The 25,104-nt window shown below is 41.6% G+C and carries 26 protein-coding genes and 1 other annotated feature; of the genes, 1 reads left to right on the top strand and 25 read right to left on the bottom strand.

What is annotated here, in order from left to right; all coding sequences use genetic code 11:
- Positions 1 to 141: 141 nt before the first annotated feature.
- The 21 genes from dnaG to rpsU form a co-directional block, all read right to left on the bottom strand.
- On the bottom strand, positions 142 to 1,971 hold the full coding sequence (dnaG, locus tag QRN39_RS08605; protein WP_251190307.1) for a DNA primase: 1,830 nt from the start codon (positions 1,969 to 1,971) through the stop codon (positions 142 to 144).
- Positions 1,972 to 2,004: 33 nt separating this feature from the next.
- Positions 2,005 to 2,505, bottom strand: coding sequence for a YaiI/YqxD family protein (locus QRN39_RS08600; protein ID WP_003217513.1), 501 nt, complete (start codon positions 2,503 to 2,505; stop codon positions 2,005 to 2,007).
- Between the two features lie 261 nt (positions 2,506 to 2,766).
- Positions 2,767 to 3,588, bottom strand: coding sequence for a pyruvate, water dikinase regulatory protein (locus QRN39_RS08595; protein WP_008342399.1), 822 nt, complete (start codon positions 3,586 to 3,588; stop codon positions 2,767 to 2,769).
- 25 nt (positions 3,589 to 3,613) lie between these two features.
- Entirely contained in the window at positions 3,614 to 4,252 is a 639-nt protein-coding gene (gene ccpN, locus QRN39_RS08590; RefSeq protein WP_034620854.1) for a transcriptional regulator CcpN, read from the bottom strand.
- 166 nt (positions 4,253 to 4,418) lie between these two features.
- Positions 4,419 to 6,464, bottom strand: a complete 2,046-nt coding sequence (glyS, locus tag QRN39_RS08585) for a glycine--tRNA ligase subunit beta (RefSeq protein ID WP_284906867.1) — start codon at positions 6,462 to 6,464, stop codon at positions 4,419 to 4,421.
- Positions 6,457 to 7,344 carry a glycine--tRNA ligase subunit alpha gene (gene glyQ, locus QRN39_RS08580; protein ID WP_003217487.1) on the bottom strand — a complete coding sequence of 296 codons (888 nt, stop codon included), beginning with the start codon at positions 7,342 to 7,344 and terminating at the stop codon, positions 6,457 to 6,459. Before glyQ ends, glyS begins: the two co-directional genes overlap by 8 nt.
- A gap of 112 nt (positions 7,345 to 7,456) precedes the next feature.
- Positions 7,457 to 7,634, bottom strand: a binding site (T-box leader).
- A gap of 39 nt (positions 7,635 to 7,673) precedes the next feature.
- On the bottom strand, positions 7,674 to 8,444 hold the full coding sequence (gene recO, locus QRN39_RS08575; protein WP_251190305.1) for a DNA repair protein RecO: 771 nt from the start codon (positions 8,442 to 8,444) through the stop codon (positions 7,674 to 7,676).
- Positions 8,445 to 8,479: 35 nt separating this feature from the next.
- Positions 8,480 to 8,623 carry a YqzL family protein gene (locus QRN39_RS08570; protein WP_003217288.1) on the bottom strand — a complete coding sequence of 48 codons (144 nt, stop codon included), beginning with the start codon at positions 8,621 to 8,623 and terminating at the stop codon, positions 8,480 to 8,482.
- A 148-nt stretch (positions 8,624 to 8,771) separates the two neighbouring features.
- Positions 8,772 to 9,677, bottom strand: coding sequence for a GTPase Era (era, locus tag QRN39_RS08565; protein ID WP_003217394.1), 906 nt, complete (start codon positions 9,675 to 9,677; stop codon positions 8,772 to 8,774).
- Complete coding sequence (locus QRN39_RS08560) at positions 9,670 to 10,068, bottom strand: cytidine deaminase (protein WP_003217296.1); 399 nt, start codon at positions 10,066 to 10,068, stop codon at positions 9,670 to 9,672. Before QRN39_RS08560 ends, era begins: the two co-directional genes overlap by 8 nt.
- Before the next feature lie 113 nt (positions 10,069 to 10,181).
- A complete protein-coding gene (locus tag QRN39_RS08555; protein ID WP_003217363.1) occupies positions 10,182 to 10,568 on the bottom strand; it encodes a diacylglycerol kinase family protein in 387 nt (128 codons plus the stop codon).
- Positions 10,546 to 11,025: an rRNA maturation RNase YbeY gene (ybeY, locus tag QRN39_RS08550; RefSeq protein ID WP_012010615.1), complete on the bottom strand. Its 480-nt coding sequence runs from the start codon at positions 11,023 to 11,025 to the stop codon at positions 10,546 to 10,548. Before ybeY ends, QRN39_RS08555 begins: the two co-directional genes overlap by 23 nt.
- Positions 11,026 to 13,137, bottom strand: coding sequence for an HD family phosphohydrolase (locus QRN39_RS08545; RefSeq protein ID WP_371475133.1), 2,112 nt, complete (start codon positions 13,135 to 13,137; stop codon positions 11,026 to 11,028).
- A gap of 114 nt (positions 13,138 to 13,251) precedes the next feature.
- Positions 13,252 to 14,211 (bottom strand): PhoH family protein, encoded by a 960-nt coding sequence (locus QRN39_RS08540; protein WP_003217430.1) that lies wholly within the window; start codon positions 14,209 to 14,211, stop codon positions 13,252 to 13,254.
- 3 nt (positions 14,212 to 14,214) lie between these two features.
- Positions 14,215 to 15,405, bottom strand: coding sequence for a sporulation protein YqfD (gene yqfD / locus QRN39_RS08535; protein WP_050943743.1), 1,191 nt, complete (start codon positions 15,403 to 15,405; stop codon positions 14,215 to 14,217).
- Positions 15,406 to 15,423: 18 nt separating this feature from the next.
- On the bottom strand, positions 15,424 to 15,705 hold the full coding sequence (gene yqfC, locus QRN39_RS08530) for a sporulation protein YqfC (RefSeq protein ID WP_012010618.1): 282 nt from the start codon (positions 15,703 to 15,705) through the stop codon (positions 15,424 to 15,426).
- Positions 15,706 to 15,912: 207 nt separating this feature from the next.
- Positions 15,913 to 16,410, bottom strand: coding sequence for a hypothetical protein (locus QRN39_RS08525; RefSeq protein ID WP_003217339.1), 498 nt, complete (start codon positions 16,408 to 16,410; stop codon positions 15,913 to 15,915).
- 31 nt (positions 16,411 to 16,441) lie between these two features.
- Positions 16,442 to 17,434, bottom strand: a complete 993-nt coding sequence (floA, locus tag QRN39_RS08520) for a flotillin-like protein FloA (RefSeq protein WP_003217317.1) — start codon at positions 17,432 to 17,434, stop codon at positions 16,442 to 16,444.
- A gap of 26 nt (positions 17,435 to 17,460) precedes the next feature.
- Complete coding sequence (locus tag QRN39_RS08515) at positions 17,461 to 18,774, bottom strand: NfeD family protein (protein WP_284906864.1); 1,314 nt, start codon at positions 18,772 to 18,774, stop codon at positions 17,461 to 17,463.
- A 141-nt stretch (positions 18,775 to 18,915) separates the two neighbouring features.
- The gene (locus tag QRN39_RS08510) at positions 18,916 to 19,365 is read right to left on the bottom strand and encodes a GatB/YqeY domain-containing protein (protein ID WP_003217508.1); all 450 of its coding nucleotides are present in this window, start codon (positions 19,363 to 19,365) and stop codon (positions 18,916 to 18,918) included.
- Between the two features lie 14 nt (positions 19,366 to 19,379).
- Positions 19,380 to 19,553 carry a 30S ribosomal protein S21 gene (rpsU, locus tag QRN39_RS08505; RefSeq protein WP_003152957.1) on the bottom strand — a complete coding sequence of 58 codons (174 nt, stop codon included), beginning with the start codon at positions 19,551 to 19,553 and terminating at the stop codon, positions 19,380 to 19,382.
- A 182-nt stretch (positions 19,554 to 19,735) separates the two neighbouring features.
- Here rpsU and QRN39_RS08500 point away from each other — a divergent pair, with 182 nt between their 5' ends.
- The gene (locus QRN39_RS08500; RefSeq protein ID WP_003217427.1) at positions 19,736 to 20,665 is read left to right on the top strand and encodes a Na/Pi symporter; all 930 of its coding nucleotides are present in this window, start codon (positions 19,736 to 19,738) and stop codon (positions 20,663 to 20,665) included.
- 38 nt (positions 20,666 to 20,703) lie between these two features.
- On the opposite strand, the gene mtaB is transcribed toward QRN39_RS08500, so the two are convergent.
- From mtaB to dnaJ, 4 genes are read right to left on the bottom strand one after another with little or no spacing between them, the layout of a single operon-like run.
- Entirely contained in the window at positions 20,704 to 22,062 is a 1,359-nt protein-coding gene (gene mtaB / locus QRN39_RS08495) for a tRNA (N(6)-L-threonylcarbamoyladenosine(37)-C(2))-methylthiotransferase MtaB (protein ID WP_050943741.1), read from the bottom strand.
- Positions 22,062 to 22,832, bottom strand: a complete 771-nt coding sequence (locus QRN39_RS08490) for a 16S rRNA (uracil(1498)-N(3))-methyltransferase (RefSeq protein WP_284906848.1) — start codon at positions 22,830 to 22,832, stop codon at positions 22,062 to 22,064. The genes mtaB and QRN39_RS08490 overlap by 1 nt, the downstream gene beginning before the upstream one ends.
- A 23-nt stretch (positions 22,833 to 22,855) precedes the next feature.
- Positions 22,856 to 23,791, bottom strand: a complete 936-nt coding sequence (gene prmA, locus QRN39_RS08485; RefSeq protein WP_003217481.1) for a 50S ribosomal protein L11 methyltransferase — start codon at positions 23,789 to 23,791, stop codon at positions 22,856 to 22,858.
- A 22-nt stretch (positions 23,792 to 23,813) separates the two neighbouring features.
- Positions 23,814 to 24,944 carry a molecular chaperone DnaJ gene (gene dnaJ, locus QRN39_RS08480; RefSeq protein WP_284906847.1) on the bottom strand — a complete coding sequence of 377 codons (1,131 nt, stop codon included), beginning with the start codon at positions 24,942 to 24,944 and terminating at the stop codon, positions 23,814 to 23,816.
- Positions 24,945 to 25,104 lie beyond the last annotated feature (160 nt).

Below are 25,104 nucleotides of genomic sequence, written 5' to 3'. Positions count from 1 at the left end.
CTCTGCTTTTCTCTCTTTATCAAACAGATGAGCAAATAGGAATAAAATAAAAAATGATGAAGGCAAGATGCTTGCGGTCTTATGCTCCTCCCGTAAAGGATTCATTGCCAGCCGTAAGTCTTGTCATAAATATTAGACGTATTACTTCAGCGAACGGTTCAACTGAACAATTTCTTTTGCAAGTGTTGCCGCTTTGAAGAAATCTTTTTGCCTCTCCGCTTCTGCACGTTCTAGTTCTTTTTCCTTTATCATTGACAAATTCCGATGATTCAACACTTTTTTTACATAATCACTTAATTCAGCTTCACTTAGTTCGTCTCCAACTTGAATCATGAATATATCCGTCAGAAGCTGATTGATGATATCATCTTCTATACGGTTCATCAGGTGCTGCGGCGTTGGTTCTTTGCCTTCTTCATACAAAGCATAAATGTACGTGGCCAGCGCCCTGTGAGAATCTATATTAAATTCAATCCCTACTCTGTCAAGTACTTTTCGGATCACGTCATCGCTTTTTAACATATGAGCAAGCAGCATTCGCTCTGCATTTTCATATGCTGGCCGCAGACGCTTTCTTCGTACCTGTGTTGACAGATGTGCACGCCGTTTTTCAAGCCCGCTTTCTTCCTGCGTGCTTTTGTCTTCTTGTCGCTGCTGTTTTTCAAACAGCTCCAGTTGTTCCTTTAATGAATCAAGTGAGATCGAGAACTCTCCAGCAAGCTGTTTCATGTAAATCTCTTGTTCCAAGGAACCGTTTAATCGGCTAATTTCTCGGAGTACCTGCTTCATATAAGTAAGCCGGTCTCCTTCATCAGATAAATTCTTTCCCCTACGGAAAAAGTTCATCTTAAATGTCATTAATGTCACACTTGCATCTATGATGTCATTCCTAAATTTCTCGCCACCATATTTACGAATGTAATCATCTGGATCAAGTCCATCTGGTATCATGGCAACGCGAACTTTACATCCTCTTTTTCCAAGCAAATCTGATGCTTTCATGGTGGCTTCATAACCGGCCGTGTCAGAGTCATAGCAAAGAATGATCTCTTCTACGTTCCGTCTGAGAAGTTTTACGTGCTCTTCTGTTAGAGACGTACCCATTGTTGCAACACTTTCGCCGACACCTGATGTGACAGCTGAAATGACGTCAGCAAATCCTTCGAAAAGAACCGCCCGTTCGCGTTTTCGAATATGCATACGCGCGTCATGAAAGTGATAAAGCAGCTTACTTTTATGAAAAAGTGGCGTTTCAGGACTATTCATATACTTAGGCTGCTGATCACCAAGCGATCTTCCGGAAAAAGCGATGACTGTCCCGTGATGATCATGAATGGGAAACATCACACGATCCCTAAAGCGGTCAAAAAAGCCTGTTCCGTTTTCACGTTGAATCAAAAGACCGGCCTTCTCCATCATCGCAGGATCAAACCCTCGCTTTTCTAAAAACTTGGTCACGAAATCCCAAGAGTCAAGAGCATATCCGATCTCAAACTTGGCAATTGTTTCATCTGTAAAGCCTCTCGCCCGTAAATAATCGAGTGCATTTTGACCTTCCTTTGTATTTACCAGCAAATGGTGGTAAAATTTCTTAAGAAGCTCATGCGCTTCAATCATTTTATGATCTGCAGTGTCCTCTTGCTGTGAGGAACTGATCTGAGCATTTGCTACATGATCAGGCAAATCAATATGGTACTTATCAGCAACATGTGAAACGGCTTCAATAAATGAGTAGCCTTCCATTTGTCTGAGGAACGAAAATACATTACCTCCTGCACCACAGCCAAAACAATGGAAGATTTGCTTATCTGCTGAAACAGAGAATGAAGGAGTATTTTCACCATGGAATGGACAAAGACCGAAATAATTTCGACCTTGCTTTCTAAGCTGTACGTATTCTCCAATCACTTCGACAATGTCTGCGTTTTTTTGGATTTGCTCCAAAAGTTCATCTGGTATACGTTTGCTCATCCTAATAACACTCCGTCGTACATTATTCGCCTTTTAATTCAAAAATCCTTCATGATTCGACAGGATTTTTTGTAGTTGCGTAATAAATCGCTTTTTATCCTCTTCTAAAAGCTTTTTGGGACCTTTTCCATATACACCTTTTCTTCGCTGTTTACTGGAAACATGTCTGCGTTCCAAATCAAAATCAATTGTTTCGTTTGTGTACATCCGTCCTCTTTCAGACAGTACAATGACCTGTCTTGGAAGCAGTAAGGAAGCAAGACCAATGTCTTGGGTGACGACAATATCATGCGCTGAAGCTGAGTTCGCAATGACTAAATCCGCTGCTTCCTTATGTGTATCTACAAACCGCCAATCTTCAAGTGGAGATCTTTTGGTTTGAAAATGCTCATATGAAGCAATGAACGTCACAGGTACTTGAAATTGAGATGCGACAGAAAGGATTTCGTCTTTTACAGGACAAGCATCTGCATCGACATAAATCGTCCTCTCTTGTTTATGTTCATTCAGGTGACTAATTCTCCATCCCTCCACCTTATTCCTGCTTTAGAGAAGCAAAAAGACCATACTTTTCCCCCATATAGCAAACAACAGTAAAACTCATTTTGTCGAAAAGTTATGTTCAGAATCACTTGACTTCTGCCAATATTAGTTTATTCGTTCTTGACTTAACTTAAACCTAAAATCAATCATTTTATCACAATTTTTTATTATAATACAAATGCAGCAAATATGCCATTGTTTTTGTTTACCCGTTTCCCACCATAGGAAAAACCCAGGAGGAGCATCCTGAGTTTATTCGGAACCTCTTTTGGTCAGCATTTGATGAATGACATTTGCCGTTTCTTCAACTGCTTTATTCGATACATCAACAACTTGACAGTTAATGCGGTCCACCACTTTTTCAAAATACTCTAGCTCTTCTTTAATCCGTTCAATGTTCGCATAAATCGCGCGATCATTTAAACCTAGAGATTTCAAACGCTCTTTACGAATATGATTTAGTTTGTCTGGACTGATTTTCAGACCGATGCATTTCTTTGGATCAACTGAAAATAACTCCTCTGGCGGATCTACTTCAGGAACAATTGGAACGTTTGCTACCTTCAGCCGTTTATGCGCCAAGTATTGAGATAGTGGTGTCTTAGATGTGCGTGATACACCGATGAGCACAATATCAGCCTTTAGAATGCCTCTTGGGTCTCTGCCGTCATCATACTTCACTGCGAACTCAATGGCTTCAACCTTTTTAAAATAATCCTCATCTAATTGACGTACACGCCCCGGCTCATGTTTCGCTTCATTTCCATAAGCAGTCTCCATTTTATCGATCAGTGGTCCGATGATGTCATAATAAACGACTCCGTTTGCTTCTGCCTCTTCAATTAAGAATTGGCGCATTTCTGGCACAACAAGAGTAAAGCAGACGATTCCGTTATCTGCTTTCGCCAGTGAAATGACTTCTTTAATCGTACCGACATCCTCTACATACGGGATTCTTCTGATATTTGAATGGTCTGATGAGCCGCCATCAAATTGGCTAAGTGCCGCTTTGACTACGAGCTCTGCCGTTTCTCCTACTGAATCTGATACCACAAAAATTACGCGATTACTCATAACATCCCCTCGCAGTCTTCTGTAATTAGATTATTTCATTCTCCGATAAGTTAACAAGTATTTTCGTCATGTTTGTTTTCGTAATTCTGCCGACCACTTCAAAGCCTTTATCCGTATCTTTTATAACAGGAAGTGCGTCTATCTGCTTTTCAATCAAGTGCTTCGCCACACCCATAATGAAATCTTCCTTGCGACAAACGGTAATGTTCGGCATTCTTGTCATAATAATATGGACAGGAATAGATGGAAGCTCCTGTTTTCCAATACTTGCGCGAAGGAGGTCTTTCCTTGACAACACGCCTGTTAAAATAGAGTGATCGTCCACAACGAATAATGTGCCCACATCTTCTAAAAACATCGTACAAATCGCATCATAAACTGAAACATTCTCATGTATCACCACTGGAATGGATTGAAAATCTTTCACTTGAAGTTTTTTCAACTTATCTGCTAGAAGCTGCGTACCTGTTTTTCCTGTGAAAAAGTAGCCGACCCTTGGTCTTGCTTCTAAAAAGCCTGACATCGTTAATATGGCTAAATCCGGTCTGAGGGTCGCCCTAGTTAAGTTCAGCCGATCGGCGATATGCTCTCCAGTGATCGGACCATTCTCTTTGACAATCTGTAAAATCTGCTCTTGCCGTTTATTTAACTCGATTGTACTCACCACCTTTAAATAGAGAGAGCGAATCTTTACTTTATGTATATCATTTTCATAACTCATCATATTATAGCGCATCTTTGTCCGAATGAAACAAAAATCCACTCAAAAACCGTGAATTAAATGAGTAAAAAACGATTGCCCTTCAAAAAAGGCAACCGTTCTTAGGTATTTATTTTACTATTAAATTGTTCATATTCGCAAATGATTGAATGACTTTTGCTAGTTTAACCATTTGTGCCAAACGATTTCGCTTCAGCTTTTCATCATCTGCATGAACCATTGTGTGATCGAAATAATGAACAATCGGTGTTTTTAACGTATCAAGCGCCTCAAGTGCTGCGCTGTATTGCCCTGCTGCTACATGTTCATTGACAGCTGTCTCTACTTGCTGATACGCCTCATATAGCTTTTGCTCATGCTCATTTTCAAACAGCTCAGGCTGAATCTCTGCGTCTTCCCCTTTTTTACTGATTGAAATGACGCGTCCTAATGCTTCTGCTGTTTCTTTGAAGCTTTCTTGTTTCACGCTCTCTTCAAGAACAGCTGCTTTTTTCACGACTGCATAAGGTTCAATATTTTCAACATCCAGTACTGCATCGACAACATCATGACGGATATGCTCTGCTTGAAGGACATATTTTAAACGGTGTGTTAAAAATTCAATGAGAGCCGTTTCATGTGCTGCTTCTACTTGAGCAAGTGCCAAAAGCTCTTTGAATGAAATGTTCCAATGACGATCAAGCAGAATTTGAACGATACCGCTCGCTTGTCTTCTTAGTCCATAAGGATCTTGAGAGCCCGTTGGAATGACATCAATTGAGAAGAAGGAACAAATAGAATCCAGCTTATCGGCTACTGCCACAATCGCACCAATTAAAGTGGAAGGCGCCTCATCACCGGCAAAGCGCGGCATATAGTGCTCATTGATGCTCTTTGCCACTTCTTCATGTTCACCAAGTGCTTTTGCATATTTCTCGCCCATGATTCCTTGTAATTCTGGGAATTCATAGACCATTTGAGTCACAAGATCAAATTTCGAAATACTTGCGGCTCTTGCCACACGCTCTGTCGTTTCGTCATTTGCACCGACATGCGCTGCTAGACGCGTCGCAATGTCTGTCACTCTCTTGAGCTTGTCGCCAATTGTGCCAAGTTTCTCATGGAATACAACCTTATCAAGCTTTTTAATATTGTCTTCAATGACTAGTTTTTCGTCTTCTTTATAGAAGAAGGCAGCATCTGATAAACGGGCACGAAGTACTTTTTCGTTCCCTCTTGCGACATTTTCAAGCGCCTCACTGTTTCCATTTCTCACCGTAATAAAGTGAGGCAATAATTCACCTTGCTCATTTTTCACAGGGAAATAGCGCTGATGCTCTTTCATTGTCGTTACCAATACTTCTTCCGGCAATGCAAGGAATTCTTTTTCAAAGGAACCAGATAGTACCGTTGGGTATTCTACAAGATTGTTGACCTCTTCTAGAAGCTCAGGATCAACAGGTATCACCCAGCCTTTTTCTGAAGATAGAGCATTTAGCTGCTCGGTAATGGATTGTTTTCTTTTATCTGAATCTGCAATGACAAATTGATCGCGCAATGTTTGCTCATAAGAAGCAGGCGAGTCGATGGTGGCTGCCTTACCAAGGAAACGGTGTCCTCTTGTCTCGCGACCGCTTTTCACCCCAGCAATGTGAGCAGGTACAATCTCCTCTCCAAATAAACAAACAATCCATTTAATCGGACGGATGTAGCGTAAATCTTTGCTTCCCCATCTCATGTTCTTTGGAAAACTTAATGAAGCGGCGATCTCACCTAATGCTGGCAGAAGGTCTTTGACTTGCTTTCCTTCTTGAAACTTCTGGACATGGACATAATCTACTCCTTTGATCTCTTTAAAATAGAGATCATCTGTTGAAGCACCTTGTCCGCGGGCAAAGCCTTCCGCTGCTTTTGTCCAATTGCCTTCCGCATCTTGTGCGATCTTTTTAGCCGGACCTTTTGCTTCTTCTTTGATGTCTTCTTGTTTTTCTGCGACACCTTTCACAAGTACAGCAAGACGTCTTGGTGAGTTAAATAGAGCAACATCTTCAAATGAAATGTTTTGCTCTTCAAACCACACTTTTACTTTCTCGCCTAGCTGCTTTGTGCTTTCTGGCATGAAACGAGCCGGCATCTCTTCTAAGCCGATTTCGAGTAATACATCTTGTTTATTCATGAGAAGCCGCCTCCTCTTTTAGCATAGGGAATCCCAATTTTTCTCGTTCTTCATAATATGTTTTGGCTACTTTTCTTGCTAACTGGCGCACTCTTCCGATATATCCAGTTCGCTCAGTAACAGAAATTGCGCCCTTTGCATCGAGCAGGTTAAACGTATGAGAGCATTTGAGCACATAATCGTATGCCGGGTGAACAAGCCCTTTGTCCATTTGGCTATGCGCTTCTTTCTCATAGGTTGTAAATAAATCAAACAGCATATCAGTATTAGATGTTTCAAATGTATAAACAGAATGCTCATATTCAGCCATTAAGAATAAATCTCTCACCGTGAATCCGTCAGTCCATTCAAGATCGAAGACATTTTCTTTGTCTTGGATGTAGGAAGCAAGACGTTCAATACCGTATGTGATTTCAACGGAAACGGGCTTACATTCTAAGCCGCCGACTTGCTGGAAATACGTGAATTGGGTGATTTCCATCCCATCAAGCCATACTTCCCAACCAAGCCCTGCACAGCCAAGAGATGGGTTTTCCCAGTTGTCTTCTACAAAACGAATATCATGTTTCAGCGGGTCAATACCAAGCGCTTTCAAAGATTCAAGATACAATTCTTGAATATTGTCAGGTGACGGCTTAATGATTACTTGGAATTGATGATGCTGATACAATCTATTTGGGTTTTCTCCATATCTACCATCAGCAGGGCGTCTTGAAGGCTCTACATACGCTACCTTCCATGGCTCTGGACCAATGCTTCGCAGGAACGTGTATGGACTCATCGTTCCGGCACCTTTTTCTGTGTCATACGCCTGCATTAATACGCAGCCTTCATTTGACCAATGCTTTTGCAGCGTCAAAATCATGTCTTGAATATTCAATGATCGCACCTCCATCTTTTCTACACCAGCCGCTTTGTATGGCGGGTGGGTCTAGAACCCCGCAAAAGAACACAAAAACTCCCGTCTCTATGCTCGCAAGGCTCCTTGCAAACATAGGGACGAGAGTTTTTCCCGCGGTTCCACCCTATTTGCTGGTATCGTAGCAACCAGCCGCTTTGTTTTACGTTGCTCAAGAATGCCTTTCGTTACGCCTCCATCCTTAGCTCACACCGCCCTAAGGTCGCTTTTATGGATTCTGCGCAAGTACTTCTTTCTGTCAATGCAACATATTTTATCTTAGATGATCTTACAAAAAGTCATGGAAGATGTCAACTTTTGTTTTCCCCGCCCATGAGCTTTTTCATGGATTCCATCTGATTCATGAATTTTTTTGATTTCAAATAAAGGCCTGAATACTCTTCATAGTAGTGATCGAGCACTTGACGAATTTCTTGTTTCGTCTGCGGTTTCACATCAACCTGACCGAGCCTTGATAAATCAAAATAATGAAATAAACGGAGCAGCCTTGCAGCTGCTGGAGATAAGGGCATTTTATACGGATCTTTAGAAAAGCAATTTTGGCAAATAAAGCCGTTGTCTCTAATCGAGAAATGAAACTGCCCTTCTTTTTGACCACAGTGGACACATTGATCCAGTTCGGGCTTCATTCCCATCACTGATAACATTTTGACCTCTACGATAAATAAGATAACATCAGCATCTGTGCCTTCATTCAGATGACGCAAAGATTGAAGCAGGAGCTCAAACAAATAAGGGTTTGGCTTTTTTTCTTCTGTGCCTTTATCGAGTAACTCTGTCATATATGCGGCATATGCGGTCAAAAATAAATCTTCCCGAATGGTTCGCATACTTTCAATCATTTCGCCTTGCTGGAGCGTTCCAAGTCCTGTTGATGATTGGATCAGGAAGGTTCCGTATAAAAACGGCTGGCTTATGGCTGACAGGCGGCTGTTTGATTTTTTTGCGCCTCTTGCCATCACACCAATTTTCCCATGTTCTCTAGTGAGCAGCGTGACAATTTTGTTTGTTTCGCCATAATCTGTTGTTCTAAGGACGATTCCTTCACTTTTAATGAGCATTTGTCTACACTCCGAGCATTGGAGGGGGTCAAGAATTATAAGATTGGAAAATCAAATCGTGCTATCTCTTCTTCAAGTACATCGGGTCTTTCCAGGTTCTCCTTTTCTAACTCTTTGAAAAGCAGATACGTGTCAACGCTTCCTGTTTGTGAAAATACGTTCCATGTAAAATTCAACATAAAAACCCCACCTTTCTTTATTAGAAGCAGCAACGCTACATCCAACATATTAATTATATCTTGACCAGGCTACCTCCATTTCATGATAAACAATTTTTACTAATCGAACCGCACCATTGTCAGATTTTATGACAACAGCAGCAATTTTTTAATATTCGTCGTCTCTAAATCCGAAGTCACGAAGGTGAGTGGATTTATTACGCCAGTCCTTCTGAACCTTTACCCAAAGCTCCAGATACACTTTTGAACCGAGAAGTGCTTCAATATCTCTGCGCGCTTTTTGTCCCACTTCTTTTAATAAGCTGCCTCGTTTCCCAATAACAATCCCTTTTTGTGAATCACGTTCTACGACAATGGTCGCCGCCACATGGATCTTGCCATTTTCATCTGGCTTAATGGATTCGATCGCCACTGCAATGCTGTGCGGGATCTCTTCTCTTGTTAAATGCAGCACTTTTTCACGAATTAATTCAGAAATAATAAACCGCTCTGGATGATCTGTTACTTGATCTGCTGGATAAAATTGCGGGCCCTCAGGAAGATAACCTTCAACCTGCTGAAGAAGCGTGTCAATGTTGTTTCCTTCAAGAGCTGAAATTGGCACAATTTCCTTAAATGGATAACGTGTGCGGTATTCATCAATTAAAAGGAACAGCTCATCTGGGTGAATTTGGTCGATTTTATTGACGACTAGGAATACCGGTGTAGATGTTTGCTTGAGTCGTTCAATGATGAATTCATCACCCTTGCCATAGCCTTCCTTTGCATTGATCATAAACAAGATCAGGTCGACTTCCTTCAGTGTATTTGTAGCTACTTTCATCATAAAATCACCAAGCTTATGCTTAGGTTTATGAATCCCTGGTGTATCGATAAAGATCGTTTGTGACGTGTTTGTTGTTAAGACACCTTGCACTTTGTTTCGTGTCGTTTGGGGCTTATCACTCATGATGGCGATCTTTTGTCCAATCACACGATTAAGAAAGGTTGATTTTCCTACATTTGGTCTTCCAATAATGGATACAAATCCTGATTTGAAGCTTTCGTTAGTCATTTAAATCCTCCGGTGAAAATGCGCCTGGCAATAGTTCGTTTACTGTTGTTTCGTATATTTGTCCTTTTAAGTTCGTTAGAATCACTGGCATGTCAGGTGCACATAGCTCTGAAATAACCTGTCTGCATGCGCCGCACGGCGAAACAGGCCGGTCTGTATCAGCCACTACCGCTAGCATTTGAAACGATGTGATGCCTTCTGAATAGGCTTTAAAAAGTGCTGTTCTTTCCGCACAATTACACATACCATATGCTGCATTTTCAATGTTGCAGCCGCCATACACTTTTCCATCGTTCGACAACAATGCTGCACCGACTTTGAATTTTGAATAGGGTACATATGCAAAATCTCTTGCTTTAACTGCTTCTGAAATCAACTCTTGTTTGTTCATTCCTAGTTCCCACTTTCAGAAGAAATGGACCCACTGTCACATTTATATTTTACATAATTCACGTGACATTTTCACGCCCATTTCTAAAAATGTTAATAAATAGTAATATTGTTCTATTGCATGATCTTCGGTAAGAAGATCATCAACCCAATCATAACCGAAATCGCGGCGTAAACGCAAACAGCGCCTGCTGCGGCGTCTTTCGCTTTCTCAGCAAGCGGGTGCCTCTCTTCTGTCATAAGGTCCACTGTATGTTCAATGGCTGTATTGACAAGTTCAAGCGCAAACATCCCCCCGCATAAAAGCAAAACGATCATCCATTCGAATGGTTCAATGTGAAACCAAAAGCCGCAGATCACCACGATGATGGCTGCGACTGTGTGAAATCGAAAATTCCGTTCATTCAAGAAAGTTCGCCATATTCCTCTAAATGCATAATAAAAGCTCCGAAAAAAACGGGCAAGCGGCCTTCTTTTCTTACGAAGATCTTGAAAGGCCATAATCATCCAAGATCTTTGTCTGTTTGGCGAACATTTCTTTTTCATCTTCCTCTGTCATATGATCAAACCCGAGCAAATGCAGGAACCCATGAATGGTGAGAAATCCAAGCTCTCTCATAAAGGAATGTCCATATTCCTCTGCCTGCTCTTTCGTACGGTCCACACTAATGATGATGTCACCGAGTACAGGCGGAATATCATCAGCACCAATGATTTCAATTTCCCCTTCTCCTTCTTCTTCGAGTGCAAAGGAGATCACATCCGTTGGTGCATCTTTTCCGCGGTATTCTTTATTAATTTGATGAATCTCTTCATTCGAAACGATCGTCACTGATACCTCCGCTTGATCTTTGACCTCAAGGGCATCAGCAGCGAACTGAAGAAGCTTTTCCACTTCTTCAAGCTGCTCTTTTGATACTTGTCCTGTTTCATCTATTAAATCGATTAACAATGTCATTTACTTCACCTTCTGCTTCGGGGCATCTGGATATTCAATCCGAGAATGGAAAATCCCCTTTAATGTTGTACAAATCGTTTGACTAATAATATTTAACTCTTTAAATGTCAGATCACATTCGCTAAATTGCCCATCCTGCATTTTATCGGAAATAATGCCTTTGACGAGCTTTTCGATCCGCTCTGGATTTGGATTATGCATCGATCGTACCGCCGCTTCCACGCTGTCCGCTACAGAAATAATTGCCGCTTCTTTTGATTGCGGTTTTGGCCCAGGATAACGGAATTCTTCTTCTGTCACCTGATCATCACGCTCTTTTGCCTTATAGTAAAAGAACTTTAAAAGCGACTTCCCGTGATGCTGTTCGGCAATATCGACAAGCTCTTCAGGAAACTTCTTTTCTCTCAGCATATCAGCTCCATCTGTCGTATGGGCAATAATGATATTTTTACTTAGCTGAGGAGAAAGCTTGTCGTGCGGATTATCAATATTCATTTGGTTTTCGATAAAGTATTGCGGTCTTTTCGTTTTCCCAATGTCGTGATAATAAGCGCCGACCCTTGCTAAAAGACCGTTTGCTCCGACTGCTTCACATGCAGCATCCGCTAAATTTGCCACCATGACACTATGATGATATGTACCTGGTGTCTCTGTTAAAATCTTTTTAAGCAGCGGATGATTTGGGTTTGATAGTTCAATCAGCTTCATTGTTGAAAGAATGCCGAACATGCTCTCAAACACAGGCATTAGCCCAATGACCAAAATAGATGATGCAAACCCTGACACAATCGCCATCATAAGGTTCACACCGATTTCAAGCCCTGATGGTGAGGAGTTTTGAATCAGCGTAATGGATAGAACCATAAGGACATTCACCAAAGCGACCGAAAGCCCTGCCTGCAATATTTTTGAACGTGCATTATGCTTTCTCAAAAATAAAATGCCCGCCATCCCGCTCACAAGGTAATAAGCGCAGATCACATAGTTAAAGACGCCGGTTACTCCTTGATTAAACATCATACTGCCGCAAAGAGCAAATACAAGGCCAGAGAAGATCGCTAGCCGCTCATTGATAAGGAGCTTGATCAGCATCGTGCCAAGCGCCACTGGCACCACATAACCTATCGTCGTATACTTCGTTTCCTGGAAGAGACTGAATACTTCCATAATAACTAAAATAATGGTGAAAATGAGCGAGTAAAGAAGCAACGACTTATTCTTATGAACAAGCGATTTTTTCCTCGATTCAAGTGAATGAATAATCGCTGCTAAGAATAAACCAATCAAGATCATAAGACCGCTTACAGGTTTAATCAAATTGGAGCTATTTAAGAGCCCTGTCAGTTCTAATTTACGATACACTTCTCGGTCGATAAGTTCTCCTTCTTCGACTAAGATTTGCCCTTGCTTAATTTGAACCGGCTGAATATTATCAGCGGCTTCTTGCCTTTTCTTCTCTGTCGCCACTGGATCAAATACATAGTTTGGAATGATCGCAAATTCACCGATTTCTTTCGCCGCATTTAAGTATTTGGATGGAATTGAGTTATTTTCAAGCTCTGTTTTCACTTGTTTTTTCTCATCTTGTAATTTCGCTGCTGTGATTTCTTTACTCATCAGTGAATTCACCACTGTGATGATGGAATCCTTAGTAAAAGAGAGATTTTCGTCACTTGCCTGAAGCAGTGCTTTGATGGATTGGTCTGAAACAGCCTCCTGCATATCTGATGTGAGTTTTTCTTTGACACGCTTGACCATTTCTTTATCTGATGGTGGATTTTCTTTTTCATCAGCTGCTTTCTTCTCTTCTTTAATGGCTTCGAAAAGGGAGGAGATGAGGTCAACACGATTGTCAGAATACGCTTTTTTGAGTGTATATTGATCCTCTACTTGATCTGTTGCTTCTTGCTTCTTTTCTTCTGTCGCTTCTTGATCATCGACGGTTGATGGAGAATAGATGGTCTGTTCGCTCACTGAAAATAAATCTAAGTCGAGCGATTCAGGCTTTACATGGAAGAAGAGCACCACGAATAGAATGGCTGCTAAACCAGCGTATAGCAAAACATTTAAATAACGTGAGCGCTCCATTTTCTGAGGTTCTTTTTTAGACAGCAGTCTTTTGCGCTTACTGTCTTTCTGATTCTTTCTCAAGGAAAGTACCTCCTTTTTTACTTTAAACCACGATCGAAACAAAATGACCCGATGAAGACGATCGGGTCACTAAGGTCATTTTTGCTTTTCGTATGCTCCGATGATCTTTGCCACAAGCGGGTGTCTGACCACATCTGTCTGGTCTAGCTCAATAAATGAGATGCCCTTGATCTCTGCAAGCATGTCCTTTGCAGCTGCAAGGCCAGACTGCATGCCCTTCGGCAGGTCAATCTGTGTAATATCTCCTGTAATGACCATTTTAGAGCCAAACCCAAGTCTCGTCAAAAACATTTTCATTTGGGCAGGCGTTGTATTCTGCGCTTCATCTAAAATAACAAATGCATCATCGAGTGTCCGTCCTCTCATATAGGCAAGAGGCGCTATTTCAATCACACCGCGCTCGATTAAACGTTCCGTATGATCACTGCCAAGCACATCATGCAAGGCATCATATAGTGGTCTTAAATAAGGATCTACTTTTTCCTTTAGATCACCTGGTAAAAAGCCAAGACTTTCTCCTGCTTCAACAGCTGGTCTTGTCAGGATAATCCGTTTCACATGTCCATTTTTCAGTGCATGAACGGCGTTGACGACGGCCAAATACGTCTTTCCTGTACCAGCTGGTCCAATTCCAAAGACCAGGTCATCTTTTTTCATCGCCGCAGCATATTCCCGCTGGCCAATGGTTTTTACCCTGATTGACTTTCCTTTAGCATTTTTCGTAATTTCATCTTCATACATATTTTCAAAATAATTGAGCTTGTCTTTTTGCGCCATTTTGATGGCATATACGACATCCCGTTCAGAAATCTCAATTCCTTTTCGGATGAGATGTAAGAGAGATGTCATCAGACGGCTCGCTGTTTCTCTTGATGCTTCCTGACCAGAAACATACACCTTTTCTCCGCGCGTAATAATGGAGACATTCAGCTCGTTTTCCATCAGTTTCAGATAAGCATCTTGATTTCCAAATAAAGCAATGGCTTCGTTTGGGCTATCTAATTTTTGTTGAATTTCAAGTAAATGTTCTGTCATTCTCTAGTCTCCCTGAACAATAGGTGTTGGTTGAACAATATCTTCTATTACTTGGTAAAGGATGATTAACTTAACTTTACCATTCCCTGTTGTCTCGTGCAAAACTTTTTCACTTTTCACCTCTCCTGTTTGACCTAGCTTCTCTTCTAATTCTTTTTTACCCATTTTAATCCCTGCTTGAACCGCTTCTTTATTTGTGTATGTCCGGTTTATTTTTTCGGTTTCGCGTGTCGTTTCTTTTTTATAGGAAAATGGGAGCTGGAAGTTTAAGAAATGGAGTGGGTGAACTTCAGTTTCTGTTTTTGGCTGCTTAAAATCATCCTTTTTAAAGGAAAAGCCCCAAAATGGCATTGAACCTCCAAATGCGGAGAGCTTGTGCTTTGTCTTCATTTTACCCGTAAAGACATCAAAAGATGTTCGAAGAGGGACAGAAACTTCAGAACGATACCACGTTTCACCATAAATTTTCGCTTTAGCACCAACCGTTTTTTGCTGGTCTTCGCTGCCGATGAGGCCAGAGACAAGCATTTGTCCTTTCTTCACATGTTCATCAACTGCGGCAAGCGGCTCCCCTTTTTCCACATACATTCTCGTGATGACCGCCTTCTTCTTGGCGACAATATGCTGAGGACTCGTATATTTCTCTTTTTCCGGCTCATTTTTTTCCACAACTTTCATTTGAAATGTTGTACCGTTTAGTTCAACGCCGACCCATGTAATGCTTTGAATATTGGCGGTCAGTGATTTTTGAATTTTTTCAGGTGTTCCCATTAGAAACTGGAAACGGCCTTTTTGCACACCAATCTCGTCTAAATGCTTTCTCATCTGATGTTCAGTTTCTGGATTGGCTCCTTTAATATCAATTTTCCACACCATGTTTGAAAGTGCCAATATTGTCACTAGAAAAAACACAATCCCAAGGGTAAACCCAATATTCTTCCTTGACCATAGGAGAAGGAACGGAAATCCTTTCTTTTGATGAAATGAACATGTTACCTCATGATGTCTTTGTACTTTTCTGAAGGCATGTACATCTGATAAGCGAATAAATAAGCGCACGCTGTCTTGACGGCGGCTCACTTGAAACATTGTGATCCCCTGTCTCGTGCACTCATTGATGAGCCGCTCAATGCCGTTTCCCTTGATTTCCACTTCCACTCTGCCAATAAAATAGGCGAACCATTTATTCTTCACACTTCTCCCCTCCGTCAGTTAAGAATCAATATAACGGACCTCATCGATTTTCCCTTCTAATAAGATCTCTTCTGGCAAAATCGTTTTAATCACAAAATCTTTCCCTGAAATAATGCATTGTCCTTGTTTGAGCATCAGCCTTACCTCTTGATCACTGAAAAGCAAAAGCCCTTTATGATTCTCTATGTAAATGTGGAGTCTGCCAACCATCGTAATACGGGGAAGATCCATCATGACGTCTGGAGGGATTTCAAGTGTTCTTGTCAGCCATGCTTTAAGTCGATTTTTTCTTTTTCCCATTCAATTAGAACCCCTTCCCGCCCCATGTGTATGAGATCAAACTGAAAGATGGTGAGACTGATGAGAAAGCCTCTATATCATCCTATTCCTCAGCGGTTCAGATCATGCTAATGAATCCCGCAAAACAGCCGTTTCAGCATTTTTACTGCGAGAAATCTCCATCAGGTCAAACAAAAAAAGCCCCTTTATATAAAGGGACTTTCTCGTTTATCTGTTATATGGCCGTTTCATCGTTCTGTGCGGCTTTTTCGCGCGCGGCTCTCCAAATACTTCTCCAAGGATCATCCCCTGAACAATTGTATCTTGATTGAGCTTCTCAATGATCTTTGGCTTCACTTCGGCAGAAGCAGCCTTTGGCCTTGTCAGTTCTCTTTCAAGCGATTGGAATTCTCTATTCAGCTCGCTTTTTCTTTCTTCCATTTCGGCAAGTGTAGCAGTATAGCGGTCCTGTAAGGATTGAGATGTTTTTTTCTTCATCCCGCCATGATCATGTACATCGCCGAAATCGTCCATCTGATCCGTCACGACTGGATCTGGACTTGTTTGTTTTGTTTGCTTTTGGGGCATCTGCTTACGCTGAGGAGCTGGCTTGTTTTGCTGATTCTTTTGTTCGTTCTCCTCTTGTTTGCCGATTTTCCCAAAGACAGCAGAGATGATACCGATGATAATCGCAATTAGTAACGGATTTTCAAATAGAATGTCCATTGGGCTCCCTCCTTAAAGCGTGAGAGGATGCTTATTTGTTTTCATTATCAGATGGACCTTTTGTCATTTTACCAAATGAATCTCTCATGTCCGTATCAGCATCGATATTCTTAATATTCATGTAGTCCATGACTCCAATATTACCTTCACGTAATGCTTCAGCCATTGCAAGTGGTACTTCAGCCTCTGCTTCTACAACTTTCGCGCGCATTTCTTCAACTCTTGCACGCATTTCTTGCTCCTGGGCAACAGCCATTGCGCGGCGTTCTTCCGCTTTTGCCTGTGCAATGTTTTTGTCTGCTTCTGCTTGGTCTGTTTGCAGAATCGCCCCGATGTTCTTACCGATATCAACATCTGCGATATCAATCGAGAGGATTTCAAACGCAGTACCTGAATCTAATCCTTTACCAAGAACTGTTTGTGAAATCATATCAGGGTTCTCAAGAACCTTTTTATGATTATCTGATGAACCGATTGTAGAGACAATCCCTTCACCTACACGAGCAATAATCGTTTCTTCCCCTGCACCACCAACAAGTCGGTCGATGTTTGCACGAACTGTAATACGTGCTTTTGCTTTCACTTCAATCCCGTCCATCGCCACACCAGAGATAAATGGTGTTTCAATGACTTTAGGGTTTACACTCATTTGAACTGCTTCAAGTACGTCACGGCCTGCTAGGTCGATCGCTGCACAGCGTGCAAAGTTCAATTCGATATTCGCGCGTTGAGCTGCGATTAATGCGTTCACAACTCGGTCCACGTTACCACCTGCAAGATAGTGGCTCTCTAACTGGTTAATCGTCGCATCAAGACCTGCTTTATGTGCTTTAATAAGCGGGTTGACCACTCGGTTTGGAATAACGCGGCGAAGTCTCATTCCTACAAGTGTAAAAATGCTTACCTTTACGCCAGCCGCTAGGGCAGAAATCCACAGCATCACCGGTACAAAGGTGAAGAAGATCGATAGAACGATCAGACCTGCTGCGATAATCACAAATAATAGTAAAGTAGATGGATCCATTTTATTCCTCCTATAAAATCAGTTATCTATACTTTCCTCACGACAATGCGTGAGCCTTCCGCTTTCACAATTTTTACTTGTTCATCCTTATCGATGAATGCACCTTCTGACACAACATCAATGCGCTCATCTCCAAATACTATTGTACCTGACGGACGAAGTGCGGTTGCTGTCACCGCGATTTGCCCAACAAGATCTTCTCTTGTTTCATTTGAGACATAACCGCTTTCCTTATTGGTTGAATCGGTTAAAATGAACTTTTTGAAAAATTTCATACGTTTCCCCAACACCTTTGTCAATAAAATAACTGCTACGATTGAAACAGCAGTGGCAATCAAGATGGAAATCGCCATTTCTGTAAAGCTTCCAGCTGCTAAAAACAAGCTGACAACCACACAGATCAGTCCAATGACACCTACGATTCCCCCCGGCAAAAACAATTCCAGAATCATGAGCAATATCCCTGCTATAAACAGGAACAACGTCTCATATCCTGCAAAACCAGCCACGAGATGACCATAAAAGAATAAAAGAAGCGCTGTCACTCCCATGGTGCCTGGAATCCCAAAGCCAGGAGAATAGAGCTCAACAATTAACCCTAAGCTTGCGATGGATAAAAGGATTGGAATGACGATTGGGTGCGTGAGAAAGCGCGCAACCTTTTCAGCAAAGCTCACTTCATCGTATTGAACAGAAGCATCGGCTAAATTCAGCTTTTGAAGCAAGTCATCCATATTTTTCACTTCCCCTTCTGCATAACCGAATTGAAGCGCACGGTCTGTGTTGAAGGTGAGCAATTCTCCTTTTGGTGCACCAGCTTCTTTTGCGTCTATATCTACATCTGCCATTGCAAGTGCATACTTTGGATCACGCCCCTGCTTTTCGGCAGCATCACTCATTTCAGCAAGCCATAGCGATTCAGATTTTTGATCGGCAGCATTGCCTTCTCCATCAATGATCGCCGCAGCCCCCATCTTTCCATTTGGGGTCATATAGATTTGATCGGCATTTAGTGCAAGGAATGCCCCAGCTGAAAGCGCTCTATGATTCACAAACGCTGTCACAGGGATATCAGACGCACGAATGGCATCTGCGATCTCTAGCGCAGCATCGACTGCACCACCTGGTGTATTGATGTCTAGAATGATATGTTTTGCTCGTTCGGACTTTGCCTGCTCAAATGATCGTTCAATAAATTGAGAAAGTCCTTTTTCTACTGTATCTTCAATTGGGATAACATGAACTTTCTGATCTACTGATTTCGCGGTCAATTGAACCCCTAATAATAAGCATATTATAAAACAACTGAAGAGAGCAATAGAAATTTTTATTTTTTTCATCTATTTGGTGATCCCTCCTCTCTATCTTCCAATTTACTGTTCCTTTACATACGTTACAAATGTATCATAGGTTTCATTTTTATATGACAGAATGATGAAGGTATAAAAAAAGTACCCTTCTAACAATAGAAGGATACTTTTTTATTGAGACAGCTGTTCGCTGACAAGTCTGTTAATGACAGCTCCATCAGCTTTACCTTTTACTTTTGGCATAATAGCGCTCATGACTTTACCCATATCAGTCTTCGATGAAGCACCTGTTTCAGCAATCGTTTCTTTCACGATCGTTTGCAGTTCTTCTTCAGAAAGCTGTTCAGGTAAATAAACGTCTAAGATGTCAATCTCTTTTTGAACTTTATCTACTAAATCTAAGCGATTAGCTTTCGAAAATTCATGGAGGGAGTCTTTACGTTGCTTAATCTCGCGGGAAAGGACGGTTAGTTCCTCATCGCCGGTCAAACTGTCTTTCTTAAGCTTAATTGCTTCATTTTGGAGCGAAGCCTTAACCATCCGAATGACAACAAGCTTGTCTTTCTCACGGTTTTTCATAAAAAGCTTCATATCAGAATTTAATTGCTCAAGAAGACTCATAAAATCCACCCTCTTTAGAATTTACGTTTTCTAGCAGCTTCAGACTTTTTCTTGCGCTTTACGCTAGGCTTTTCATAAAATTCACGCTTTCTTGCTTCTTGCAATGTTCCAGTTTTGGATACACTGCGTTTAAAGCGACGAAGAGCATCTTCAAGCGATTCGTTTTTTCTAACGACCGTTTTTGACATTCTCTTTCCCTCCCTCCGAATACACCAATCGACTGCATTAAAAAAAGATATACATGTAAAACATGTACCTAGACATTATAATATAAGCCTAGTGTGAGGTCAACTAAGTGATTTGGAAATATATTTTCGTCATGAGCAGGTAGACAAGTCCATATATTCATTGGTAAGAGGAGGACTTTTCTATGATGGCGATCATTTATTTTTGTGCACTTATTTTCATTTTTTTATGGTCAATGGGTTTGCTGAGAAAAGGATTAATGGCGCTTGCGTCGTCTCGTATTGAGAAATCACTTCTTCTCTTTACAGATCATCCGGTAAAAGCATTCTTAGTCAGCATCGTATTTACAGGGATTCTTCAAAGCAGTTCAGCGTTTATGGTCATCGTGATTGGCTTTGTCAGTACAGGTATTCTCTCTTTTAAAAAATCCATTCCAATGATTCTTGGTACCAATATTGGCTCTACGTTTACAACAGAATTTATCGCCATTAAAATGGATGTTTTCATGTGGGTTTTAATCCTAGCTGGTCTGATATGCATGATGTTAGGCAAAAAATCTTTTAGGCATGCAGGGAAAAGTATATTTGGACTCGGGATGATCTTTTTTTGTATTCAAGGCTTTTCTAAAATTGCAGGTATGATGACAAGTCAGCCTGAGACATTGCGCTTTCTCGAAATGATGCAGCATTCTGACTGGACGGCGCTGCTTTCTGGTACTATTTTCACAGCGATTGTTCATTCAAGCTCCGTCTGTATCGGCATTTTAATGGGGTTTATGAATGAAGGAACGGTTGGGCTTCAGGAAGGCATCAGCTTTGTGTTAGGGTCCAATATTGGGACATGTATTACAGCCGTAATGGCTGCCATATCTGGCGGCTATGCAGCACGTCAAACGGCTTATGCACACGTTTTGTTTAATGTGCTCGGAGTGCTTTTATGTCTCCCATTTCTCGCCATGATGACAGAATTCGTCGCCCTTCTTGCAAACGCTCCCGCACAGCAAATTGCGCACTTCAGCCTGCTGTTTAATGTGGCAAGCTCTTTGCTTTTCTTCCCGTTCATCCGTCCATTTCATACATTGATTTTATGCCTTTTACCGAATCAATCAAAATAAAACACCGGCTTGCCCTTTTGGCACCGGTGTTTGATTGATTATGAGGTCATTCTCACTTTGTCTGTTTGTACTTCATCGCTTATACGAACGAATTGTCCTTCGTTATAAGGATAACCCGCTTTCGTAATTTTCACTTTGACCAAACGGCCGATCATGTCCTCTGTTCCTTCAAAAACAACCTTCATATAGTTATCTGTATAGCCCACATAAAGATTGTGCTTTCCTTCTTGTTCTTTGAAGGATTCTTCCGGAATAATCTCTAGGACATCTCCTTCATAAGCTGATGCGTATTCTTTCGCAAGCTGGTCAGAAAGAGCGATCAAGCGGTGGACACGTTCGTTTTTCACATTTTCATCCACTTGATCTTCCATTCTTGCAGCTGGCGTACCTGTACGTTTGCTGTAAGGGAATACGTGCAGTTCAGAAAATTGATGGTCTTTGACAAAGTTGTATGTTTCCAAAAACTCTTCTTCTGTTTCTCCAGGGAATCCTACAATCACATCAGAGGTGACAGCAAGACCTGGCAATGCTTTTTTCAGCTTTGTTAAACGCTCTGCAAAGAATTCCATCGTATATTTACGGCGCATTCTTTTCAGCACTGTATTAGAGCCAGATTGAAGCGGGATGTGAAGGTGTCTGACAATCTTATCTGACTGATCAAGCACTTCTATCACTTCATCTGTAATTTGACTTGCTTCGATAGATGAAATACGAATTCGTTTTAAGCCGTTGACACGTTCATCTAATTCTTTCAGAAGCTTTGCAAAGTTATAATCCTTTAAGTCTTCTCCGTATCCACCTGTGTGAATACCTGTTAATACAATTTCTTTATAGCCGGCATCCACAAGCTGCTGCGCTTGGTTGATGACCTCTTCTGGATCACGAGAACGAAGAAGTCCGCGAGCCCAAGGAATAATGCAGAATGTACAGAAATTGTTACAGCCTTCTTGGATTTTTAATGACGCACGTGTTCTGTCTGTAAAAGCAGGAACATCGAGTTCTTCAAACACACGTGCTTTCATAATATTGCCAACCCCATTAATCGGCTGTCTTTCTCTGCGATATTCTTCAATGTAACCGAGTAATTTATGTCTGTCTTGTGTTCCCACGACAATATCAACACCAGGAATCGCCATGATTTCTGCTGGAGATGTTTGCGCATAACAGCCTGTTACACAAATGACACCATCCGGGTTATGACGAATGGCTCTTCTAATGACTTGGCGGCTTTTTTTATCGCCAGTATTCGTGACCGTACATGTATTAATGACATATACGTCTGCTTTTGATTCGTACTCTTTTCTTTCATAGCCTGCTTCTTTAAACAGCTGCCAGATCGCTTCTGTTTCATAGTGATTGACCTTACAGCCAAGTGTATGGAACGCTACTGTTCCCATCATGATTCACCTCTTAATAACTCTGTTTGATAAGATATAGCAGAAAGCGCGTAAAGAGGAGCTGTTTCTGTTCTTAAAATGCGTGGTCCAAGCCCGCAAATGACTGCACCATGCGTTTCAAGCGCTTCAATCTCCTTTTCTGCTAAACCGCCTTCAGGGCCAAAAACCACTAGCAAGGTTTGTCCGCCTTTCATCTGTTGGAGCACAGTTTGAAAGCGGCTTTGCTCTCCTTCTTTCGATGATTCTTCGTATGCAACGACACATTTATCGAATTCACCAGCTAATTGAGTCAGCTCTTTAAATGTTGATACTGGATCAACACGAGGAATGATATTCCGGTAGGACTGTTCAGCTGCTTCTTTCGCGATTTTCTCCCAGCGCTCTCGTTTTTTATGTGACTTCTTTTGGTCAATTTTTGTAATAGAACGAGCCGCTTGAAACGGGATAAATGCGCTTGCGCCAAGCTCTGTGCCTTTTTGGATAATCAGCTCAAGCTTATCTCCCTTTGGGAGACCGCTCGCAATTGTTACTCTTACCGGAAGCTCTCTGTCCTGATTTGTCCAGCCTTCAACGTGACAAATGACTTCTCCCTTTGTTATTGTATCAATTTTACTGAGCGCTTCAAAGCCGTCTGTCGTTAAGCAAAGGATTTCCTGCCCTGCTTTCATGCGCATGACGTTGGAAAGGTGATGTACATCTTCACCATTGATGACGATAGATCCCTTTGCGATCACTTCTTCTTTCGTGAGGTCGATAAAATATCGTTGCATACGTGTCCTGACACCTACTCGCTTTATTTTTTCGCTATAATGCTGACCCAATCTTCCATTGACAGCACTTCAACAATGTCAAAACCTGCTTCTTCTAATGCTGTTTTGACTTGTAATTTCTTTTGTCCAATGATGCCTGATGTAATGAAATAGCCATCTTTCTTCAATAAGTCATAGGCTTGATCTGTAAAGCGCAAAATCACTTCTGCGAGAATGTTGGCGACGATCACATCACGTTCACCTGAAATCCCATCAAGTAAGTTGTTTTGCTTGACCGTCACTTGTTCGCTTACACCATTTAGCTCGATGTTTTGCTTTGCACTTTCAACCGCAACGGTGTCGAGATCAAAGGCTTGAATGTCCTTTGCACCAACCATCGCTGCTGCCACACTTAAAATCCCAGAGCCTGTTCCAACATCAATCACCGTATCGTTTTCCTTCACATAGCGCTCAAGCGCCTGAATACAAAGAACGGTTGTTGGATGTGTCCCTGTTCCAAATGCCATTCCTGGGTCCATTTCAATAATCAGTTCATCAGAATGAACCGGAGTATATTCTTCCCATGTTGGAACGATGGTGAATTTTTCAGAGATTTTCACAGGATGATAGTATTTTTTCCATGCGGTGGCCCATTCTTCTTCATTTACTTCACAAATGGACAGCGTATTTCGTCCAAGGTCAATATCGTATAGAAGAAGATTGTTGATGGCTTCTTTGATCTCATCTACCGTTTCCATTAAAAAGCTGTTCATTGGAAGATAGGCTTTGACGATGACCCCTTCTTCAGGATAGTCATTCGGATCGAGCTGGTAGATCTCACCGTATACATTTTCACGTTCCTTGACTAAATCAAGCGGGTCCTCAATCACGACACCACTCGCACCTGCTTCATGCAAAATATTGGTGATTGGTTCCACCGCTTCATTTGTTGTATGGACGCTAATTTCTGACCACTTCAATACTACCAACTCCTTATCCGTCTTACTCGCCTTTAAATGCGCGTTTCACCTTATCGAAGAAGCTCATTTCTTGTTCGTCCGGTTTATTTCCGCTCACTTCAGCAAATTTTCTAATGATATCTTTTTGATTGTCCGTTAAATTTGTTGGTGTGACGACTCGTACAACGATATGCTGATCGCCTTGGCCATAGCCGCGTACATTTTTCACACCTTTTCCTTTGAGTCTAAACTTCGTGCCAGTTTGCGTGCCAGCAGGAACTTTTAATTTCACTTTACCGTGTAATGTCGGCACTTCAATTTCGTCACCTAATGCAGCCTGTGCAAAGGTTAACGGCATTTCGCAGTAAATGTCATCCCCGTCACGCTCGAAGAATTCATGCGAACGCACATGGAACACAACAAATAGATCGCCTGGAGGTCCTCCATTTACACCTGGTTCCCCTTGACCAGACACTCTGAGCTGCTGACCATCGTCAACACCAGCTGGGATCGTCACATTGATTTTCTTACGCTTACGCACTTTACCAGAGCCGCCGCATGTAGAACATTTGTGATCGATTTGTTTTCCTGTTCCGCTACAGTAGTTACATACTCTGCGGTTGACCACTTTACCAAACGGAGTTGACTGCTCAACATTTAATTGACCAGAGCCGCCGCAATGTGAACAAGTCTTCGCATCTGTTCCAGGCTTTGCCCCTGATCCATGACACGTTTCACATGATTCCTCGCGAGGAATTTCAATCGTTGCTTCTTTCCCAAATGCTGCTTCTTCAAATGAAAGCGTCATTGTATATTGCAAGTCTGCTCCTTGACGCGGTGCATTTGGATCTCTTCTTCTGGCTCCACCGCCAAAAATACTAGAGAAGATGTCATCAAAGCCGCCGAAGCCGCCAAAGTCTCCTCCGCCAAAACCGCCGCCGCCAAAGCCTTGGTTTGGATCGGTATGACCGAACTGATCATACTGCGAACGTTTTTGATCGTCAGAAAGGGTTTCATAGGCTTCTTTTACTTCTTTGAATTTCTCATCTGAGCCAGCTTCTTTATTAATATCAGGGTGATACTTTTTTGAAAGCTTGCGGTATGCCTTTTTGATCTCGTCTTTTGAGGCGCTCTTACTCACGCCAAGCACTTCATAGTAATCACGCTTACTCATCTCTTCACACTCCCGATTTTCTCACATAAGTACGATTGTATCATTTTGATTTGACCTTTTTCAATTGCTTTCATCGTTGGAAAGAAAAAAAGTCAAAGCCAAGAGATCCTGACTTTGACTTTCTGACGAGTACGTTTCAGCAGTCTTTTTCAAAAGTAAA

The sequence above is a fragment of the Bacillus sp. lyk4-R2A-2 genome (assembly GCF_030209735.1).
Lineage (GTDB): Bacteria > Bacillota > Bacilli > Bacillales > Bacillaceae > Bacillus > Bacillus pumilus.
The sequence above is the reverse complement of the archived record's forward strand: the minus strand, read 5'-3'. Positions and strand labels throughout refer to the sequence as shown.

What these genes read in the sequence shown, in the direction of transcription:
- rpsU (WP_003152957.1), bottom strand. Translation starts at nt 19,553, where the DNA reads ATGTCAAAAACGGTCGTTAGAAAAAACGAATCGCTTGAAGATGCTCTT.
- era (WP_003217394.1), bottom strand. Translation starts at nt 9,677, where the DNA reads ATGACTAACGAAAGCTTCAAATCAGGATTTGTATCCATTATTGGAAGA.
- dnaG (WP_251190307.1), bottom strand. Translation starts at nt 1,971, where the DNA reads ATGAGCAAACGTATACCAGATGAACTTTTGGAGCAAATCCAAAAAAAC.
- yqfC (WP_012010618.1), bottom strand. Translation starts at nt 15,705, where the DNA reads ATGGGAAAAAGAAAAAATCGACTTAAAGCATGGCTGACAAGAACACTT.
- QRN39_RS08570 (WP_003217288.1), bottom strand. Translation starts at nt 8,623, where the DNA reads ATGTTGAATTTTACATGGAACGTATTTTCACAAACAGGAAGCGTTGAC.
- QRN39_RS08515 (WP_284906864.1), bottom strand. Translation starts at nt 18,774, where the DNA reads ATGAAAAAAATAAAAATTTCTATTGCTCTCTTCAGTTGTTTTATAATA.
- QRN39_RS08595 (WP_008342399.1), bottom strand. Translation starts at nt 3,588, where the DNA reads ATGAGTAATCGCGTAATTTTTGTGGTATCAGATTCAGTAGGAGAAACG.
- glyS (WP_284906867.1), bottom strand. Translation starts at nt 6,464, where the DNA reads ATGAATAAACAAGATGTATTACTCGAAATCGGCTTAGAAGAGATGCCG.
- ybeY (WP_012010615.1), bottom strand. Translation starts at nt 11,025, where the DNA reads ATGACATTGTTAATCGATTTAATAGATGAAACAGGACAAGTATCAAAA.
- QRN39_RS08490 (WP_284906848.1), bottom strand. Translation starts at nt 22,832, where the DNA reads ATGCAACGATATTTTATCGACCTCACGAAAGAAGAAGTGATCGCAAAG.
- QRN39_RS08500 (WP_003217427.1), top strand. Translation starts at nt 19,736, where the DNA reads ATGATGGCGATCATTTATTTTTGTGCACTTATTTTCATTTTTTTATGG.
- floA (WP_003217317.1), bottom strand. Translation starts at nt 17,434, where the DNA reads ATGGATCCATCTACTTTACTATTATTTGTGATTATCGCAGCAGGTCTG.
- QRN39_RS08540 (WP_003217430.1), bottom strand. Translation starts at nt 14,211, where the DNA reads ATGACAGAACATTTACTTGAAATTCAACAAAAATTAGATAGCCCAAAC.
- dnaJ (WP_284906847.1), bottom strand. Translation starts at nt 24,944, where the DNA reads ATGAGTAAGCGTGATTACTATGAAGTGCTTGGCGTGAGTAAGAGCGCC.
- QRN39_RS08555 (WP_003217363.1), bottom strand. Translation starts at nt 10,568, where the DNA reads ATGGCCTTTCAAGATCTTCGTAAGAAAAGAAGGCCGCTTGCCCGTTTT.
- recO (WP_251190305.1), bottom strand. Translation starts at nt 8,444, where the DNA reads ATGCTCATTAAAAGTGAAGGAATCGTCCTTAGAACAACAGATTATGGC.
- QRN39_RS08510 (WP_003217508.1), bottom strand. Translation starts at nt 19,365, where the DNA reads ATGAGTCTTCTTGAGCAATTAAATTCTGATATGAAGCTTTTTATGAAA.
- QRN39_RS08560 (WP_003217296.1), bottom strand. Translation starts at nt 10,068, where the DNA reads ATGAACAAACAAGAGTTGATTTCAGAAGCAGTTAAAGCAAGAGATTTT.
- mtaB (WP_050943741.1), bottom strand. Translation starts at nt 22,062, where the DNA reads ATGGGAACAGTAGCGTTCCATACACTTGGCTGTAAGGTCAATCACTAT.
- QRN39_RS08525 (WP_003217339.1), bottom strand. Translation starts at nt 16,410, where the DNA reads ATGGACATTCTATTTGAAAATCCGTTACTAATTGCGATTATCATCGGT.